General features: G+C 67.2%; 14 protein-coding genes. 8 read left to right on the forward strand and 6 right to left on the reverse strand.

The features are described from left to right. Positions 1–159: 159 nt before the first annotated feature. From flgE to JL11_RS17935, 3 genes are read right to left on the reverse strand one after another with little or no spacing between them, the layout of a single operon-like run. Positions 160–1935, reverse strand: coding sequence for a flagellar hook protein FlgE (gene flgE, locus JL11_RS08095; protein ID WP_054765221.1), 1776 nt, complete (start codon positions 1933–1935; stop codon positions 160–162). A gap of 46 nt (positions 1936–1981) precedes the next feature. Then, complete coding sequence (locus JL11_RS08100; protein ID WP_054765222.1) at positions 1982–2704, reverse strand: flagellar hook assembly protein FlgD; 723 nt, start codon at positions 2702–2704, stop codon at positions 1982–1984. Between the two features lie 3 nt (positions 2705–2707). Further along, the gene (locus JL11_RS17935; RefSeq protein WP_231681442.1) at positions 2708–4729 is read right to left on the reverse strand and encodes a flagellar hook-length control protein FliK; all 2022 of its coding nucleotides are present in this window, start codon (positions 4727–4729) and stop codon (positions 2708–2710) included. Between the two features lie 418 nt (positions 4730–5147). On the opposite strand from JL11_RS17935, the gene flgK reads away from it, so the two are divergent. The 8 genes from flgK to JL11_RS08145 all read left to right on the forward strand — a co-directional run bounded on the left by flgK (position 5148) and on the right by JL11_RS08145 (position 14832). Further along, on the forward strand, positions 5148–7262 hold the full coding sequence (gene flgK / locus JL11_RS08110) for a flagellar hook-associated protein FlgK (protein WP_054765223.1): 2115 nt from the start codon (positions 5148–5150) through the stop codon (positions 7260–7262). Continuing rightward, positions 7259–8224, forward strand: coding sequence for a flagellin (locus JL11_RS08115; RefSeq protein WP_054765224.1), 966 nt, complete (start codon positions 7259–7261; stop codon positions 8222–8224). The genes flgK and JL11_RS08115 overlap by 4 nt, the downstream gene beginning before the upstream one ends. Before the next feature lie 66 nt (positions 8225–8290). Further along, the gene (locus JL11_RS08120; RefSeq protein ID WP_054765225.1) at positions 8291–9529 is read left to right on the forward strand and encodes a putative DNA modification/repair radical SAM protein; all 1239 of its coding nucleotides are present in this window, start codon (positions 8291–8293) and stop codon (positions 9527–9529) included. Then, positions 9529–11121 (forward strand): UdgX family uracil-DNA binding protein, encoded by a 1593-nt coding sequence (locus JL11_RS08125; protein ID WP_054765226.1) that lies wholly within the window; start codon positions 9529–9531, stop codon positions 11119–11121. Before JL11_RS08120 ends, JL11_RS08125 begins: the two co-directional genes overlap by 1 nt. 218 nt (positions 11122–11339) lie before the next feature. Next, entirely contained in the window at positions 11340–12458 is a 1119-nt protein-coding gene (locus JL11_RS08130) for an MlaE family ABC transporter permease (protein WP_054765227.1), read from the forward strand. Further along, the gene (locus JL11_RS08135) at positions 12455–13240 is read left to right on the forward strand and encodes an ABC transporter ATP-binding protein (protein ID WP_054765228.1); all 786 of its coding nucleotides are present in this window, start codon (positions 12455–12457) and stop codon (positions 13238–13240) included. The genes JL11_RS08130 and JL11_RS08135 overlap by 4 nt, the downstream gene beginning before the upstream one ends. Before the next feature lie 12 nt (positions 13241–13252). Further along, positions 13253–14191, forward strand: coding sequence for an MlaD family protein (locus JL11_RS08140; RefSeq protein WP_054765229.1), 939 nt, complete (start codon positions 13253–13255; stop codon positions 14189–14191). Beyond that, positions 14188–14832, forward strand: coding sequence for an ABC-type transport auxiliary lipoprotein family protein (locus tag JL11_RS08145; RefSeq protein WP_054765230.1), 645 nt, complete (start codon positions 14188–14190; stop codon positions 14830–14832). Before JL11_RS08140 ends, JL11_RS08145 begins: the two co-directional genes overlap by 4 nt. Before the next feature lie 9 nt (positions 14833–14841). Here the strand turns inward: JL11_RS08145 and chrA are convergent, their stop codons facing one another. From chrA to JL11_RS08160, 3 genes are read right to left on the reverse strand one after another with little or no spacing between them, the layout of a single operon-like run. Further along, complete coding sequence (gene chrA / locus JL11_RS08150) at positions 14842–16029, reverse strand: chromate efflux transporter (protein WP_231681446.1); 1188 nt, start codon at positions 16027–16029, stop codon at positions 14842–14844. A 33-nt stretch (positions 16030–16062) separates the two neighbouring features. Next, positions 16063–16719 (reverse strand): 3-oxoacid CoA-transferase subunit B, encoded by a 657-nt coding sequence (locus tag JL11_RS08155; protein ID WP_054765231.1) that lies wholly within the window; start codon positions 16717–16719, stop codon positions 16063–16065. After that, on the reverse strand, positions 16719–17423 hold the full coding sequence (locus tag JL11_RS08160) for a CoA transferase subunit A (protein ID WP_054765232.1): 705 nt from the start codon (positions 17421–17423) through the stop codon (positions 16719–16721). The genes JL11_RS08155 and JL11_RS08160 overlap by 1 nt, the downstream gene beginning before the upstream one ends. Positions 17424–17670: the final 247 nt, after the last annotated feature.

Consider the following 17670-nt stretch of genomic DNA (forward strand, 5'->3'; position numbering starts at 1 on the left):
TTTCACCATCACCGTAGTGAGATGACTGTAGGCCTGCCCCTCTAAGGTCGGTTTAAGCGTCGTGGTGAAGGAACGGATAAAATCCGACCTCGCCAGAGGGACTCTGTAAACCTTGCTTGAGCGACGATTCATTAGAACTAACGGTTACTTACTGGCCGATCAGCGTTTGATGTTGATCAGTTCAGCGAGCATTTCGTCCGCCGTGGTGATGATCTTGGACGAGGCGGAATAGGCGCGTTGGGTCGTGATCAGGCCGGTGAATTCCGCCGACAGATCGACCGTGGAAGACTCCAGCTGCTGGGCGGCGACCTTGCCCGCGCCGCCGGTGCCTGCGGCCTTCAGATTGTAGGTGCCGCTCTCAAGGCTGACCGCATAGGCGTTGCCGGACACCTCCTTAAGGCTGTCGGGGCTGGGGAAGGTGGCGATGGCGACCTGGGCGATCCGACGCATCACGCCGTTGTCGAAGATGGCGGTGACGAAGCCGCCCTCGTCGATGGTGATCTCGCTCAGATTGCCGAAGGCCGTGCCGTTGGTGACCGTCGATTGGACCACCGAGGCGGTGTTCAGCTGGCTTAGGCCGCCCGCGGAGGTGTTCAGGTCCAGGGTCACGGTCTGGGCCGCGATGCCCAGGCCGTCGGCCCATTTGACCTTGCCGTTGTCGCTCGGATCAGCGGGGTCGATCGTATTGTTCGGATCGGATTCCAGGAAGTTCAGGCTCGCCTGTTCCGGATCGTCGAACAGCCCCTTGCCTGCGGGCCAAGCCTGCATGGTCTCGATATCCAGGCGGCCTGAGGGGGTGAAGGCGATAAGGCCGGTCTTGATCTGACCGTGGGAGTAGGGCGCGCCGGTGACGACGTCGCTGGCCGGCACGGCCACCACTTCCGCATACCATTGGTTCGGTTCGGCGCTCTTCAGGAAGCGGATTTCCAGGTTGCGCTGGCCGCCTTTCGAGTCCGACACCGGGATGTTCATCTTGAAGTCCGGCTTGACGCCCACCGGATTGTCGTCCTCGGCGTTGTACATGGCCATGGAGTTGGCCGAGGGGTCGTACTTGGTCTTGGCCACGCCGTCCGTCGACATGCCGATATCGGCGAAGTTGATCGCGAAGGGCGTGCCCGCGACAGGCGGCGTGCCGCTGGTCGGGGTGATGGTGAGGGCCGTCGCGGTTGCGGTGGCTGAACCGTTGCTTCCCGCAGTGGGGGTGAAGCCCGTCAGGGCGCCGGCGGCGTAGGTCGCGGTGCCGGTGATCTTGGTGATGCCCGTCTTGATCGTCACCTGATAGGTGTTGGCGCCGGTGCGGACGTAGGAGACGTCCACATCATGTTCGACCGGCGGGGTGGCGGCGTCATCGACGCCGTTATAGCGATTGGCGGCGGCGGCGGAGGAAACCGTCTGGGTCGAACGCAGATTGGCGTTGATCTGAACCCGGGTCGTCGGTTCGGCGGTGCCGCCGACCTGGCCGATGTTGATCGAGCGCAGGCGCGACAGGTCGGACGGATCGGTCGAGATGTCGCCGTTCGAATCCACCGGCCAACCCTGCAGATAGAGGCCGGCGCTGTTCTTCAGATAGCCCAGATTGTCGACCCGGAAGGCGCCGGCGCGGGTGAACAGGCGGGTGTCGGTGGCGCCGACGTTCTCGGCCTGGGTGGTGGTGACGAAGAAGCCCTGGCCGCTGACGGCCAGGTCGGTGTTCTCGGTCGTCCGCTGAAGCTGGCCTTCCTGGCTCACGAAGGAACGGGTCGCCGACATCACGCCGCCGGCGGAATAGGAGCCGCCGGTCCGGGTCTGGCTGTTGACCAGGGTCTGGAACTCGCCCTGCGAGCGCTTGTAGCCGACGGTGTTGACGTTGGCGATGTTCTGGGAAATCGCCGCCAGGGCGGCGGAGTTGGCGGCCAGGCCGGACACGCCGGCCAGCATTGCGCTGTTCAAGCTCATGAATACGCTCCTTGAATGGAAGTCATCGGGAAGGCGGCGGAGCGCATCATGCGGCCGCCTCCTCGGTCGGGACGTCCGGCTTCTCCGTATCGTCATTGTCTGCGCGATCCGTGATCTCGTTCAGCGAAATCACGGTCGAAAGCGGAAGGATGGAATCGCCGATCACCAGATAGGGGGCGCCGTCGTACATCTCGACGCCGGTGACGCGACCGCGGATCAGGGCCTGGCTTTCGACGGCGGCGCCCGCCTCGTTGGTGGCGCTGACCTTCAGGGTGTAGACACCGCCGTCGTCCAGCTGATCGCCCTGGGTCGTCTTGCCGTCCCAGACGAAGTCGTGCAGGCCCGTCGTCTTGTTCGGGGCGTCGCCTTCCCAGACGACCTTGCCGGCGCTGTCGACGACCTGCAGCTTCGCGCTCTCGGCGTTGGAGGCCAGTTCGTAGCTCCAAGTCGCCTTGCCTTCGTCCAGGGTGGTGGCGGTCCAGGCGGCGGTCACCTGTTTGCCAATATAGTTGGCGGCGTTGTCCAGGCCGCCCCCCGTCTGGGCGGCGACCAGGCTTTTCAGCAGGTCGTTGGTCAGCAGTTGCTGCTCGACGCCCGCCATCTGGGTCAGCTGGGCCGTGAACTCATTGGAATCCAGCGGCGACAGCGGGTCCTGGTTCTTCATCTGGGTGGTCAGCAGGGTCAGAAAGGTCTCGAAGTTCGAGGCCATCATCGCCTTGCCGCTGTTCAGGCGGCCTTGGGCGTCGACGGAAGAAATCGCGGTGGCCATGTGTCAGACCCTCACATCGACGCGGTCGCGCGTCTGGGAATGGTTGGTCCAGGCGCCCGGAGGCGGCGAGACGGGGAGATCGGTCTCGGCGGTCAGCCGGGCGGCGCCGGTGAATAGGGCCTGGCGTTGCTGGTGCTGACGCTCAAAGCCGCCGCCGGACGAGGAATCGCGCTGAGTAAAGTCGAGGGAGTCGTTCGACAGTTGGAAACCGGCGTCCTGAAGCTGGCGACGCAGTTCATCGGCCCGGCCGCGCAGTTCGGCGGCGGCGGCGGGATTGTCGAACGCCAGTCGAGCCGCAAGTTGGCCGTCGGAGCCGATCTCGAGGCTGACGTCGACCCGCCCCAGATCCTCGGGCGTCAGAACCATGTCGAACCGCGTCGAGCGGCCTTCCAGCTTGCGCGCCATCTGGGCGGCCAGATGGGCCGTGGTTTCGATGGTGGCGTGCGAGAGGGCGGAGGCGGACGGCGCCGGACCCGATCCTGCGAGGGTCTCCGCAGCGTGGGCCGTCTTGTGTCCTTCGATCGGCGTCGCCGCATCGGAGGGGGCGGGAGGAGCCGACGGAACGGCGGCCTCGGCCGACGCCGCAGCGGCGGGAGCCGCGGTCTGAGCCGAGGACGAAGGCGAGGATGGCGCCGCCGGCGCGGCCAGGGCTGAGGCCGCAGCCGTGTCGGCGTTAGACAACGAGCCGGCCGGGAGCGCCTCGGCCGAGGCCGGCGTGGGAGACGACTCTGCCGCCGGACGACGCTGAGGCGCCGGTTGCGGCGTCGGCTGCGGTGACGTGGAGCCGGCCTTGGCGAGGCTGTCTCGGGACGCCGCCTCGGCGGTCGCAGGCGTCGCGGCGTTCACGGACGTCTGCGCCGTTTGCTCTTGGGCGGGGACGGCCGCCGTTTTGATCGCTGCGATCGCTTCCAGGGCATCGGCCGCCGTCAGGACGGACGCGACGATCGGAGCCGCGGGCGACGCCGGCGCTACTGCAGGCGCAGGCGTGATCGCCGGACGAACAGTGACCTTGACGTCCAGTCGGGTCGGGTCGATGTCGGGTTTCGCCCCCAGGTCTGGAGCGAGGCTCTGGACGGGGGGCGTCGCGGGCGATTGAGGCTTGGCCTCTTGAGCGACCTTGGCCCCCGTAACCGTAGGCTGTTCTGCGACCTTGGCCTCGAGGGGCGGGGGCGAGGAAGAGCTGGAGGCGAGGTCCGGCGTCGGCTTCATCGTCGCGCCATGTTCGATAGAGGCGGCCGCCTTCAGGGCCGCGGCGACGTCTGACGACGTCTCGGGCTTATCGGACGAAGGCGTCTTCGTGACGGAGACGGTTTCCATCGCGGCAGTCGGCGCTGTTTCAGGCTCGGCCTTCAATGCGACGTGAGCGATCGTCGATTGGACCGGCGCAGCGGGCGCGGCCTGGGTCGCCGACTGCGGGGCGGTCGTCATTGGCGTGGACGCGTCCTCTGGCCCGGCTGCCGTGCCGGCGGTCTCGCCGCTTACGTCGCCAGTTGCAGCCGCCTCTTCTTTGTTTGAGATCGACGGGAAAGAGACCAAGGACGCCGCCGGTTCGGCTGAGACGGTCGCTTGATCGACGCTGATCTCGGCCGTGTCGCCGGGCTGAAGGACCACAGGCGGCGGGGCTATCGGCGCAGGCGCAACGGGCGCAATCGGCGGAGCGGCGAGCGCCGCTTCCATGTCGGACGCGGGCTCGACGGAGGCTTCAGGCAAGACGGGCGCGGGCGTATCGCCTGATGCCTCGGCGACCACGGGGCCGGGCTGAGCGGTCGCCGCCTCGACGACAGGGTCAGCGGTCTGCGCCGCGTCCTGTTCTTCCGCCATGACGACCACCAAGGACAGAAGCGTCGCCGCACGGTGAGCCGGTTCGACGGGCGTCGCCTCGGTCTTGCCCACGGCCTGAAGCACGTCCCCCAATTTCGAAGAGAACAGCCCAGCGCTTTCTTCGGTCACAGCGCCGGACGCAGCCTCTGGCGCTCCGGTCGAAACCGGAAGCGGGGCGGCGAACAGGGCGGATGCAGACGGCATGAGGGCGCAGGCGGCTTTCAGATGGGGCGGCGCCTGCTGCGCCTGGTGATTCCGTTAGCCCGTCGCAAGCCTCAGGCCAGTTCCTCATTCATTGTTTTGTAAGGGAAAATCTCGCTCGCCCTCCTCGTGTCGCTCATCCGCCTGGGCCTTTCTTGCCGTGCTTTCGCCCCTTTTTGCCCGGCGCCGATCGCCGGAAGGGCGCTGCAAGCTTACGGCGCGCCAGCCGACGCCGCCGACACAGCCGCAGTCTGGCCTGACCCTTGCGCCGCATCTTCACCATGAAGCCTGTGTTGTCAGCTATGTCGTTTAAAAACAACGCTCTCCCTGGGCGTCGACAATGCGTCGCCAGGCAAGATTTGCGCGCGACGGGGCAGGGGCTGCCGGGCGCCGGGTCGCCCGAGGCGAAGAGGATGCGTCCATGTCGCTGACGTCCATCATGAATATTGCGACGTCGGGCCTGCAGACGGCCCAGGCCCAGCTGCGGGTCACGTCGGACAATATCGCCAACGTCAACACCGCCGGCTATGTGCGGAAAGTCGTCGATCAGACTTCGGCCGTAACCCAGGGGCGCGGCGCTGGCGTCGACGCCGCGCGCGTTCGGCTGGCGACGGATCGCTTCCTTCAGGCCGCAGGCATGGCCGCCAAGTCGGATGCGGCGCGCGAGACCGTTCGCTACGAGCTTTACGATCAGATCCAGACCCAGTTCGGCGACCCCAGCGGCAACGGCGGCTTCTTCGCCGACATCGACAAGCTGTTCGCCAGCTACGCCACCCTGGCGGAAAGTCCGACGTCGTCGGCGGCGCGTCAGGACACCGTCTATAAGACCCAAGCTCTGTTCAATGAGGCCGCCGGCATCGCCGCCCAGATCCAGTCGGCGCGGCAGGAGGCGGACGGGCGGCTGCAAAGCGCGATCGAGACGGTGAATCCGCTACTGGAACAGATCGATACGCTGAACAAGACGATCTCGGCCGGGTCGATCATCAATCAGGACGTCACCGGCGCTCAGAACGCGCAACAGACGCTGATTAACGAGCTGTCCAAATATATGGACGTCAAGATCGAGCAGCGGCCGAACGGCGGCGTCACGGTGCGGACGGGCACCGGCATGACCCTGGTCGGCGACGGGCACGCCACCCTGTCCTATCAGGCGGCCGGCACGGTCGACGCCACGACCGCCTTCGCCGACATCATGATCACCGAGCCCAACGGCACGCGCTGGCCGCTGCTGGACGGGGTGTCGTCGGGTGAGATTCGCGGACTGATCGATCTGCGCGACACAGATGCGCCAAAGGCCGCCGCGCGGCTGGGCGAGCTGACGGCGAAGCTGGCCGATGAGATGAACCGCGCGCACAACGCCCACAGCAGCGTGCCGGCGCCGGCCAGTTTGAACGGGCGCAACACCGGACAGTCGCTCGAAAACGCGCTGACGGGCTTCACCGGCCGCACGACCATCTCAGCCGTGAACAGCGCCGGGGTGGTGCAGGGGTCGGCGACGATCGTCTTCTCCGGCGCCACCATGACCATCAACGGCATCGCGGCTGATCCGACCACCTTCCTGGCGACCTTGAACGCTCAGCTGGGCGGAACGGCCACCGCCACCTTCTCGGACGGCCGTCTGAGGCTGGAAGGGCAGGGCGGGAACGGAGTGGCCGTCGCCGACGACGCCGCGACGCCGAGCGCAAAGGGCGGGCGGGGCTTCTCCCACTGGTTCGGACTGAACGATCTGGTCAGCACGACCACGCCCACCTTCTATGAGACGGGTCTGACCCTGGCCTCGCAACACGGCTTCGACCCCGGCGAGAGCCTGACCTTCCGCATCGGCAGCGAGACGGGATCGCGTCTGCGCGACGTCACCGTGGCTGTGCCCGCCGGGACGGGCACGATGGGTGAGCTGTTGACCGCCCTGAACGATCCGGTCACCGGCATGGGACGCTACGGCGCCTTCAGCCTGGACGCCGCCGGCGCGCTCAGCTTCAGGGCCTATGACGGCGGCACGACGATGAGCATCGTCAAGGACGCCACCACCCAGGCGCCGTCGGGCCTGTCGATGTCGCAGCTGTTCGGCCTGGGCGGGACCGGGGCGACCCGCGCCGGCGCATATTCAGTGCGCAGCGACATTCAGCAGGATCCGGGCAAACTGGCCCTGTCCCAGTTCAATCTGTCAGCGGCGGCGGGCACGGCTGCGCTGAGCAAGAACGACGGGCGCGGCGGCCTGGCGCTGGCCGACGCCGGCAAGAAGAACGTCAACTTCGCCGCCGCCGGCGGTATGGGCGCCGCGACCAAGACGGTTTCGGCCTATGCCGCCGATTTCGCCGGCGACATCGGCGCCAAGGCGTCTGCGGCCAAGACCCGCAGCGAGACGGCCGAGGCCCTGGCGAAGGAGGCCGAAAGCCGCAGATCCTCCGCCGAGGCCGTGAACATGGACGAGGAACTGGTCAATATGACCACCTTCCAGCAGGCCTATAACGCCTCCGCCCGCCTGATCCAGGCGAGCAAGGACATGTACGACACCTTGATCGGGATCCTGAGATGACACGTGTCGCCACGCATGCGGGCTATCAGTCGGCCCTGTTGAACCTGATGAGCGCCCAGAGCCGGGCCCAGCAGGCCCAGGAGCGGATCGCCAGCGAAAAGATCGCCATCGACATGGCGGGCTACGGCCGCAGCGCCGAGCAGTTGACGACCCTGACCGCGACCCAGGAACGGCTGGAGGGCTTCATCGGCGCAGGCCAGAGCGCGGCGGCGCGGTTGGACGCGCAGGACCTGGCCATGGGGCGGATCTACGAAGGCGGCACCGGCGCGCGCGAAGCCATCGCCAACTCCCTGGCGGCCGGCGGCGTGACCAATCTGATGACCGAGCTGCAACTGCACTATCAGACCATCCAAGGCGGGCTGAACGCTCAGCATCAGGGCAGCTATCTGTTCGGCGGCGGCAACAGCGACGACGCTCCAGCGACCGCCTCCACCATGGCTGATCTGGCCGCCGCTCCCTCCACGGCCTCGACCTTCGCCAATGACACCCTGAAACAGAAGTCGCGCATCGACGAGAACACCTTGGTCGAGACGGGCTTTGTGGCCAGCGAGCTGGGCGGCGGTCTGACGGACGTGTTTCGCACCATCCAATCCTACCAGAACGGCAATGCTGTCGTCATAGACGGCGTGACCTATACCCCCGCCGCGCCCGGTTCGATCACCGGCAAGCCGACCGCTGAGGTAGAGGCCTTTTTGAAGGCGACGCTGAAGGCTCTGGACGCCGCCAATACGGAAGTCACCAACCAGACCGCGAAGAACGGACTGGTTCAGAACCAGGTCAAGTCCGCGCTGGACGCCCATGAGTCGCAGAAGATCGCCTTGGAAAAGCTGATGAACGACAAGACGGGCTATGATCCGGCCCAGGCGGTCACTGATCTGCAGATGGCGCAGGTCGCGATACAGGCGTCGGCCCAGGTGATCAACACGCTGCGCAGCACCTCCCTGCTTGACCTGCTCCGTTAAGCCTTCCCCAAAATAGATTTAAAGCCACGCTGGACGGCGTCGCCGATTGGAACGTATCATGAACATATGGCGCGTCTCGATCTCCGAAAGAAGCTGTCGATCCTTGCAGATGCGGCCAAGTACGACGCCTCCTGCTCGTCGTCGGGGACGTCGAAGCGGGATTCGGTCGGCGGCAGGGGGATAGGGTCAACCGAGGGCATGGGAATCTGCCACGCCTATACGCCGGACGGGCGCTGCGTCAGCCTGCTGAAGATACTGCTGACCAATTTCTGCATCTACGACTGCGCCTATTGCATCAACCGGGCCTCGTCGAATGTGGAGCGGGCGCGGTTCAGCGTGGACGAGGTGGTGGACCTGACGCTGAACTTCTATCGCCGGAACTATATCGAAGGGCTGTTCCTGTCGTCGGGGGTCATTCGCAACAGCGACTATACGATGGAACAGCTGGTCCTGGCGGCTAAGACCTTGAGAGAGGTCCACGACTTCCGCGGCTATATCCACCTGAAGCTGATCCCTGAGGCCGACCCGAAACTGGTGGAGATGGCGGGCCTGTACGCCGACCGACTGTCGGCCAATATCGAACTGCCGCGCGACGAGGCCCTGGCGCGGCTGGCGCCCCAGAAGGACGTCGCGGTCATCAAGAAGGCGATGGGGCAGGTGCGGCTGGGCGTCCAGGCGGCCAAGCCGGGCAAGCGCGACAAGATCAAGCCGCCGAAGTTCGCACCCGGCGGTCAGAGCACTCAGCTGATCGTCGGCGCGGACGGGGCGCCGGACACCGAGATCCTGGACCGGAGCGCCTCGCTGTACGGCGGCTATGGTTTGAGGCGGGTCTATTATTCGGCCTTCAGTCCGATCCCCGACGCCAGCTCGGTCCTGCCGCTGTCGAAGCCGCCGCTGATGCGCGAGCACCGGCTGTATCAGGCGGACTGGCTGATGCGCTTCTATGGCTTTTCCGCCCCCGAGATCGGGGAGGGGACGGCGGGCGGAATGCTGGATCTGGCGGTCGATCCGAAACTGGCCTGGGCTTTGAATCGGCGTGAGCAGTTTCCCGTCGATGTGAACCGGGCGCCGCGCGAGATGCTGCTGCGCGTGCCGGGCTTGGGGGTGAAGGCGGTGGACCGGATCGTGTCGGTGCGCCGGTATCGGACGCTGAGGCTGGAGGACGTGGGGCGACTGACCCGATCGGTGGACAAGGTCCGGCCTTGGATCACGGCCCTGGATTGGACTCCGGGCGCGCTGACCGATGCGGCGGATCTGAAGGCGCGGGTGGCGACGGGGGCGCCGCAACAGTTGAGCCTGTTCTGATGCGGACTGCGGTCTTGGCGTCTGAAACGGACTTCGACGGGTGGCGGACGGCGGCGCGCGAAATGCGGCTGGCGGGGGTGGAGCCTGCGGCGGCGCGGTTCGTGGTCGAGGGGGCGGCGGCGTCGGGGCAGGGCGGCTTGTTCGACGAGCCAGCTCGTTTTTCTCACTCGCCCCCCACACTTCGTCATCCTCACCCTTGTGGCGAGAATCCATACGCCGTGACGAAGAGGGGGGGCACGCTGGCGACACCGGGAGTATGGATCCTCGGGACAAGCCCGAGGATGACGGATTTGGGGAATCGCGAACGGGCGGAATCTGAGTTCTCGGTTCCCGCCGCCTTCGTCGACCTGGCGCGCGACGTCATCCTGCATCGGTCCGCCGACCGGTTCGATCTCTTGTACCGTCTGCTGTGGCGGCTGCGGGACGAGCCCGATCTGATGAAGATGATCTCCGACCGGGACGTGGCCGAGGCGATGGAGCGGGCCAAGACCGTCAGCCGGGCCTCGCACAAGATGAAGGCCTTCGTCCGGTTCCGGCAGGTCGAGGATGGGCGGGGCGAAGCCTGGGTCGCCTGGTTCGAGCCGCCGCATCGGGTGCTGGAGAAGACCGCCCCCTTCTTCCAGCGCCGGTTCCCGACCATGCGCTGGTCGATCCTGACGCCCGACGGCTCGGCGTTTTGGGACGGGGAGCAACTGGCCTTCGGCCCGCCGGCCACCCGCGACATGGCGCCGGCCGAGGACGAGATCGAGGCGTTTTGGAAGACCTATTACGCCTCGACCTTCAATCCCGCCCGGCTGAAGGTGAAGGCGATGAAGGGAGAAATGGCCAAGGGCTACTGGAAGAACCTGCCCGAGGCGGGGCTGATCCCGGAACTGGTGGCCGCGTCGTCGGTTCGGACCGATGTCATGGTCGCCAAGCCCGCTCCTGAACCCAACGCCCGTTTCGCCCGAGTGATCGCGCCGGATCTGCACGCCGGGCGGCCCACAGCGGATGCGGTTCCCGACGATCTGAGCGAGGTCGAGCGCGGGGTGCAGGCCTGTCGCCGCTGTCCCCTGTATCGCGACGCCACCCAGGGGGTCTGCGGCGAGGGGCCCAGCGGCGCGCGTCTGATGATCGTGGGCGAACAGCCGGGGGATCAGGAGGATCTGGCCGGCCAGCCCTTCGTCGGCCCCGCCGGCGGGGTGCTGGACGCCGCCCTGGAAGAGGCGGGGATCGAACGCGCCGATGTCTATGTCACCAATGCGGTCAAACACTTCAAGCATGAGCCGCGCGGAAAGCGAAGGCTGCACAAGACCCCGAACGCGGGCGAGGTCCAGGCCTGCCGCTGGTGGCTGGACGCCGAGCGTCGCCTGATCCGCCCCAGGCTGGTCCTGGCCCTGGGGGCGACGGCGGGACTGGCGGTTCTGGGTCGCAAGCCGGCCGTGACGAAGGAGCGGGGGCGGGCCCTGCCTCTGGACGACGGCTCGGTCGGGATGGTCACCGTTCACCCCTCTTATCTGCTTCGCCTGCCGAATGCGGATTCGCGGGCGGAGGCGCGTCGCGGATTTGTCGATGATCTGATCGCCGCGCGTGGGCTTATAAGCCGGTCCTAGAACCAAACCGGGTCGGCGGCGTTTTAACACGCCGCCAGCGTGGCGGCCGGAGGGGTGATGAGGCGCGCAGGTTCGACACAGTGCAGGGGGAAAGCACAGCGCCAATGTCATCGCACGTTGACTAAGTTCCAAGGCTTCACCATTAGCCGAGGCGGGATTTCGGCTGTTCCTTGCGCGGCTTGGGAGCGTTCGAAGGCCTTTCTGACTGCCGGGGCGCGATGAGCCAGACCGATTACGAAATCACGGATGCGGGCGGCGGCGCGGCGCGGCTGCGCCTTGTCGGCGACTGGACGACGACGGCCCTGGGGCGGCTGCCGCAGCGACTGGACACGGATCTGAACGGGCGGAAGATCGAGAGCCTGGACACCCGCGACCTGGGCCGTTTCGATACGGCCGGAGCCCTGGCCCTGGTGCAGGCGTCCCGGTGCGGCGTGCCCCAGGCGGCGTGGAAGGAGCGGCCCGAAGCCGGGCGCATCTACACGATGATCGAGGCGCTGGAGCGCAAGAGCCAGCCCCCGCCGCAGAGACCCAACGCCTTCACCCGCAGCTTCGCCAAGATCGGGCGGGGCGTCTATGACTTCGCCGGCGAGGCCATGCTGTCCCTGGCCTTCCTGGGGCGGCTGATGGCGGCGGTGGTCGAGGCGGCCAAACATCCGGGCGACATCCGCTGGCCGGCCTGGGTCAGCCAGGGCGAGCGGGCCGGGCTGGACGCCATTCCCATCGTGATGGTGACGAACTTCTTCATCGGCGCGGTGGTGGCCTTCATCGGGGTCGATCTGCTGACCGACTTCGGGGCCCAAGTCTTTGCGGTGCAGCTGATCGGCGTGGCCATGTTCCGCGAGTTCGCCGTGGTGATCGCCTCGGTCCTGCTGGCGGGTCGGTCGTCCTCCGCCTTTGCGGCCGAGATCGGCTCGATGCGGATGAACCAGGAGGTCGACGCCATGCAGGTGATGGGCGTCAATCCGTTCCAGGCCCTGGTGGTGCCGCGCCTGGCGGCCCTGGTGCTGATGCTGCCGCTGCTGACCTTCGCGGGCATGATCGGCGGCCTGATCGGCGGCCTGATCGTCTGCTGGAGCTCGCTGAACCTTGGGCCGGCCTTCTTCTTCCAGCGGCTGGTCGAGGACGGCAGCATGGCCCAGCACATGATGGTCGGTCTGGTGAAGGCGCCGGTCTTCGCCCTGGTGATCGCGGCCATCGGCTGCCGCCAGGGCATGTCGGTGGCGGGCGACGTCGAAAGCCTGGGGCGACGAGTGACGGCGGCGGTGGTGCAGGCGATTTTCGCCATCATCCTGCTGGACGCGGTCTTCGCCCTGATCTTCCTGGAGCTGGACATATGACCGACGCTCCCCAAGCCAAGACCGAGACCCTGATCGAGGTGCGCGGTCTGCTGAGCCAATTCGGCGAACGCACCATCCATGAGAATCTGGACCTCGATCTGGAACGCGGCGAGGTGCTGGGCGTGGTCGGCGGGTCCGGGGCGGGCAAGACAGTGCTGCTGAACACCATCATCGGCCTGAAGGAGCCCGAGGGCGGGTCGGTCAAGGTGCTGGGCTATGACCGCGCCACCCTGACCAGCGATGAGGCGGCCGACATCGAGCGCAGGACCGGCATTCTGTTCCAGCAGGGGGCGCTGTTTTCGTCGCTGAGCGTGCTGGAGAACGTCGCCTCCCCCCTGGTCGAACACACCAAACTGCCCAAGGCCGTCATCTATGAGCTGGCCGAGCTGAAGATCGCCATGGTGGGGCTGAAGCCCGAGCACCATCACCTGAAGCCCGCCGAACTGTCGGGCGGGATGAAGAAGCGGGCCGGTCTGGCGCGAGCCCTGGCTCTTGACCCCGAACTGGTCTTTCTGGACGAGCCCACGGCCGGGCTGGACCCGATCGGAGCGGCGGCCTTCGACGAGCTGATCCGTCAGCTGTCCGACGACCTGGGCCTGTCCGTCTTCATGATCACGCACGACCTCGATAGCCTGTACGCCATCTGCGACAAGGTGGCGGTGCTGGCCGACAAGCGGGTCGTCGAAAAGGCCACGGTGAAAGAGCTGGAAGGCTCCGATCATCCGTGGATCAAGGAATACTTCCTGGGGCCGCGCGGTCGCGCGGCCGTCAAGGCGGCTTGAGGAGAGCCAGGTATGGAAAGAGACGCACACTACGCCGCCGTCGGCATCGCCACCGTCGCCCTTCTGGCGGCCCTGGCGGTGTTCACCATCTGGCTGGCCCGGCTGCAGTTCAACAGCGACTATGACCTGTACGACATCGTCTTCTACGGGCCGGTCAACGGCCTGTCGGAAGGGGGCGAGGTGCATTTCAACGGCATCCGCGTGGGCGAGGTGACCGACCTGAATATCGACACCAAGCGCGGCGACCAGGTCATCGCCCGGGTTCGGGTGGACGCCTCGACGCCGGTGCGCGTGACCTCGCGCGCCCAGCTGGAGCCGCAGGGGATCACGGGTCTGAACTATATCCAGATCACTGCGGGTTCGCCCAACAGCGCCCTGCTGAAGGATCAGTATCCGGACAATGTGGTGCCGGTTCTGCAAAGCCAGCCGTCGCCGATCGCGGAACTGCTGAGCGGGTCCGGCACGGTCCTGGCCCAGACGGTGGACGCGCTGAACCGGATCAACCGGGTCATGTCCGACGACAATATCCGCAGCTTCTCGACCAGTGTGAAAAACGTCGAGGCCCTGACGACCGAGCTGGAGGCGCGCAAGGCCATCTTCGCCGAGCTGGAGGAGGCGGTGAAGAACGCCAACGCCACCATACTGGAATACCAGGGGCTGGGCGCCGACATGCGCGCCGTCGTCAATACCGACGGCCGCGAAGCCATTGCCAACATCAACCAGGCCACGGCGGAGGCGCGGGTCGCCATCGCCTCGGCCAATCGCTCGATAACCGGACTGGAGCGGCCTCTGGGCGACTTCGCCACCTCCAGCCTGCCGCAGCTGAGCGGAACCATCGAGGAACTGCAGGAGGCGACCCGGTCGCTTCAGGCCCTGATCGACGACGTCCGCGCCAGCCCGCGAGACTTCATCGGGAAACCGCAATCGAAAGAGCTGGAGGTGCAGCCGTGATCCGTTCCCTGGTTCAACTGGGCGCCGTCGCCGGCGTCGTGGTCTCGCTGAGCGGCTGTTCGCTGCTGTCCACGCCGGACCCGGTGCAACTGTATCGGTTCGGTCTGCCCATGGATGCGCCGTCCGCGGAGGGCGACACGCCGGCGCCCCTGTCGGTGTCGATCCGGCGCATTGAGTTCCCGGAGGCCAGCAGCGACGACCGCATCCTCGGCGTGACGGGCACCGAGACCGCCTATATCGGCGGGGCGCGCTGGGTGTCGCCGGCCTCGACCCTGTTCGACGACAGTCTGAAGGCGGCCTTCGCCAATCGGGCCGACCAGATCCGCGTGCTGGGCCGACGCGAGCCGGGTACGCCGCCGCTCGTGTTGCAGGTCACGGTGACGACCTTCGAGGCGCGCTACGCCGCGCTGGGGGCGACCCCGGACGTGGTCATCACGGCCAGGGCCCAGCTTCGCTCGACGCCTGAGCGCCGGGGCGAGGGCGCCATCCGGCCGGAAGAGGGACGTTCGGTCGAACGGGTCTTCACCGTGACCCAGCCGGCGAGCGAGAACCGGGTCTCGGCCATCGTCGCCGCCTTCGATACGGCGACGCGCGACATCAACACCCAGATCGCCGACTGGACCATCCGCTCGGCGCGCTGAGGCCGGGCTTCAGCCGAAGAGCAGCCGGCCGCCCAAGGCGCCCGAGACGACGAGGACCGGCGCCGCCCAGCGCCCCTTGGCGAACAGGGCCGCCAACAGGGCCGCGAGGAACAGCAGGCCCGCGCCCCACAGGGACGGGGCGCGGTGGGCGGTGGACCAGAGCAACTGGACGGCCGTGGCGGCGATGACGCCGGTCACCGCCGCCGCCACCCCGGCGAGGGCGCGGTGCAGGGGCGGGTGGTCGACCACCGCCTCCAGTCGTTCGAACAGGATCATCGAAAAGGCGAAGGCGGGCAGGAACATCCCCGCCGTCACCGCCAGGGCTCCGGCCCAGCCGCCCGCCAGATAGCCGACGAAGGTTCCGAAGATGACCAAGGGAGCGGGCAGGACCCCGGCGATCGCCACCCCGTCCAGGAAGGCGCCGTCCGAGACCCAGCCCCGCCCCACCGTGTCGGCGCGCAGATAGGGAATGGCGGTATAGGCGCCGCCGAAGGTCAGCAGGCCGCCCTTCAGTCCCGCCAGGAAGAGGTCCAGGCTTTCCGCCGGCGCGCCGGTCGGCTGGATCAGAGGTGTAGAGAAGGCCCCGTCGCCGCGCAGGACAACGGCCAGAACGACGGCGGCGACGGCCAGGCCTGCCGCAACCCAGGGGCGGCCGCCGAAGGCGTAGATCAGCCCCCCGGCGATCAGGGGGACCCAGAAGGGGGCGCCGATCAGGCTGGCGGCGCAGGCGAAGCTCGCAACCAGCCACAGCTGCCGATCCTCCAGCACATGACGCCCGATCCGCCGCACGGCCCAGACGATCAGGGCCAGGACCACGATCTGCATGCCCAGGAGCGGGCCGGCCCAGGCGGCGCTGTCGGCGACCAGCCGCTGATAGGCCCAGGCCGCCGCCAGCATCAGGAGGAAGCCGGGCGCCATGAATCCCAGGCCCGCCAGCAGGCCGCCGAGACGGCCCCGCGCCGTCATCCCCATGTGGACGCACAGTTCGTGCGCCTCCGGCCCCGGCAGGGCCTGCATGACGGCCAGCAAACGGTTGAAACGGGCGCTGGACATCCAGCGCTCGCGCTCGACCAGGTCGCGACGGATCATGGCGATCTGGGCCACGGGCCCGCCGAAGGCCAGTAGGCCGAAACCCAGGAACTTCAGGAAGAGGGCCGCCAGGGACAGGCGGGGGACCTGGGGTTCCAGTTCATCCACGGCGCTGGCCTCCGGGCAGTTGCGGGGGCCAGGTCAGCCCGCCTTCAGCGCCTCGGAGACAGTATAGGCCGCCTCGGTCTTGGCGGCGACCTCGTCCAGGGTGACGCCCTCGGCCAGCTCGATCAGCTCCAACCCCGCGCCGTCCGGCTTGACGTCGAAGGTGGCCAGGTCGGTGATGATGCGGCTGACCACGCCCGTTCCGGTGAGGGGAAGGGTGCAGGATTTCAGCACCTTGGACTGGCCGTGCTTGTTGGCGTGTTCCATGACCACGACCACGCGCTTGACGCCTGCGACCAGGTCCATGGCGCCGCCCATGCCCTTCACCAGCTTGCCGGGGATCATCCAGTTGGCGATGTCCCCATTCTGAGCCACCTCCATGGCGCCCAGGATGGACAGGTTGATATGGCCGCCGCGGATCATGGCGAAGCTGTCGGCGCTGGAGAAGTAGGAGGACTCGGGGATCTCGGTGATCGTCTGCTTCCCGGCGTTGATCAGGTCGGGATCCTCGTCGCCCTCGTAGGGGAAGGGGCCCATGCCCAGCATGCCGTTTTCGGACTGGAGGGTCACGGTCATGCCTGCGGGGATGTAGTTGGCGACCAGGGTCGGAATGCCGATGCCCAGGTTCACGTAGAAGCCGTCCTGCAGCTCCTGGGCGGCGCGTTCGGCCAGTTGTTCGCGGGTGCGGGGCATCAGACGGCCTCCCTCTGCCGGACGGTGCGCTGTTCGATGCGCTTCTCGGACACGGTCTGGACCAGGCGGTCGACGTAGACGCCCGGCGTGTGGATTTGGTCGGGATCGAGGGAGCCGACAGGGACGATCTCCTCGACCTCGACGACCGTGACCTTGCCGGCGGTGGCCATCATTGGGTTGAAGTTGCGGGCGGTCTTGCGGAAGACCAGGTTGCCGCGCTCGTCGGCCTTCCAGGCCTTGACGATGGACAGGTCGGCGACCAGGCCGGTCTCCATCACGTAGTCGCGGCCGTTGAAGTTCCTGACTTCCTTGCCCTCGGCGACCAGGGTGCCGACGCCGGTGGCGGTGAAGAAGGCGGGGATGCCGGCGCCGCCGGCGCGGATGCGTTCGGCCAGGGTGCCTTGGGGGTTGAACTCCAGCTCCAGCTCGCCGGCCAGATACTGGCGCTCGAACTCCTTGTTCTCGCCGACGTAAGAACTGATCATCTTGGCGATCTGGCGGGTGGCGAGCAGCTGGCCCAGGCCGAAGCCGTCGACCCCGGCGTTGTTGGAGATGACCGTCAGCCCCTTGACGCCGCTGTCGCGCAGGGCGGCGATCAGGTTCTCGGGGATGCCGCACAGGCCGAAGCCGCCGGACATGACGGTCATGCCGTCGAAGGTCAGGCCCTCCAGCGCGGATGTGACGTCAGCGTAGATCTTACCCATCGCTCTCCCTCTTTTCATCGCCTGATGAATATCGGCGTGTTGGGCCACGCCTAACCCGGCGCGGACGACAGGGCAAGCCGGGGATGTCGCGGCTGCGCGACGGCCCGCAAAAAACAGTGTCCGAAGTGTCCGGACTGTCCGATTGGCCTCCCCCAAAGGCCGCCTGGGGACAGATGGGAAGCGGATGAGAGGCGGCAAGGGCCGAGGCGGCATCCGTGCGGACCGACCGGGCGTATGCCTGTGGAGA

It is taken from the genome of Brevundimonas sp. DS20, from assembly GCF_001310255.1.
Taxonomy (GTDB): Bacteria; Pseudomonadota; Alphaproteobacteria; order Caulobacterales; family Caulobacteraceae; genus Brevundimonas; species Brevundimonas aurantiaca.

Coding starts and splice junctions, on each gene's coding strand:
- flgE (WP_054765221.1), bottom strand. CDS start 1,935: ATGAGCTTGAACAGCGCAATGCTGGCCGGCGTGTCCGGCCTGGCCGCC.
- JL11_RS08135 (WP_054765228.1), top strand. CDS start 12,455: ATGACCGACGCTCCCCAAGCCAAGACCGAGACCCTGATCGAGGTGCGC.
- flgK (WP_054765223.1), top strand. CDS start 5,148: ATGTCGCTGACGTCCATCATGAATATTGCGACGTCGGGCCTGCAGACG.
- JL11_RS08125 (WP_054765226.1), top strand. CDS start 9,529: ATGCGGACTGCGGTCTTGGCGTCTGAAACGGACTTCGACGGGTGGCGG.
- JL11_RS08115 (WP_054765224.1), top strand. CDS start 7,259: ATGACACGTGTCGCCACGCATGCGGGCTATCAGTCGGCCCTGTTGAAC.
- JL11_RS08140 (WP_054765229.1), top strand. CDS start 13,253: ATGGAAAGAGACGCACACTACGCCGCCGTCGGCATCGCCACCGTCGCC.
- JL11_RS08160 (WP_054765232.1), bottom strand. CDS start 17,423: ATGGGTAAGATCTACGCTGACGTCACATCCGCGCTGGAGGGCCTGACC.
- JL11_RS08120 (WP_054765225.1), top strand. CDS start 8,291: ATGGCGCGTCTCGATCTCCGAAAGAAGCTGTCGATCCTTGCAGATGCG.
- JL11_RS08100 (WP_054765222.1), bottom strand. CDS start 2,704: ATGGCCACCGCGATTTCTTCCGTCGACGCCCAAGGCCGCCTGAACAGC.
- JL11_RS08130 (WP_054765227.1), top strand. CDS start 11,340: ATGAGCCAGACCGATTACGAAATCACGGATGCGGGCGGCGGCGCGGCG.
- JL11_RS17935 (WP_231681442.1), bottom strand. CDS start 4,729: ATGCCGTCTGCATCCGCCCTGTTCGCCGCCCCGCTTCCGGTTTCGACC.
- JL11_RS08155 (WP_054765231.1), bottom strand. CDS start 16,719: ATGCCCCGCACCCGCGAACAACTGGCCGAACGCGCCGCCCAGGAGCTG.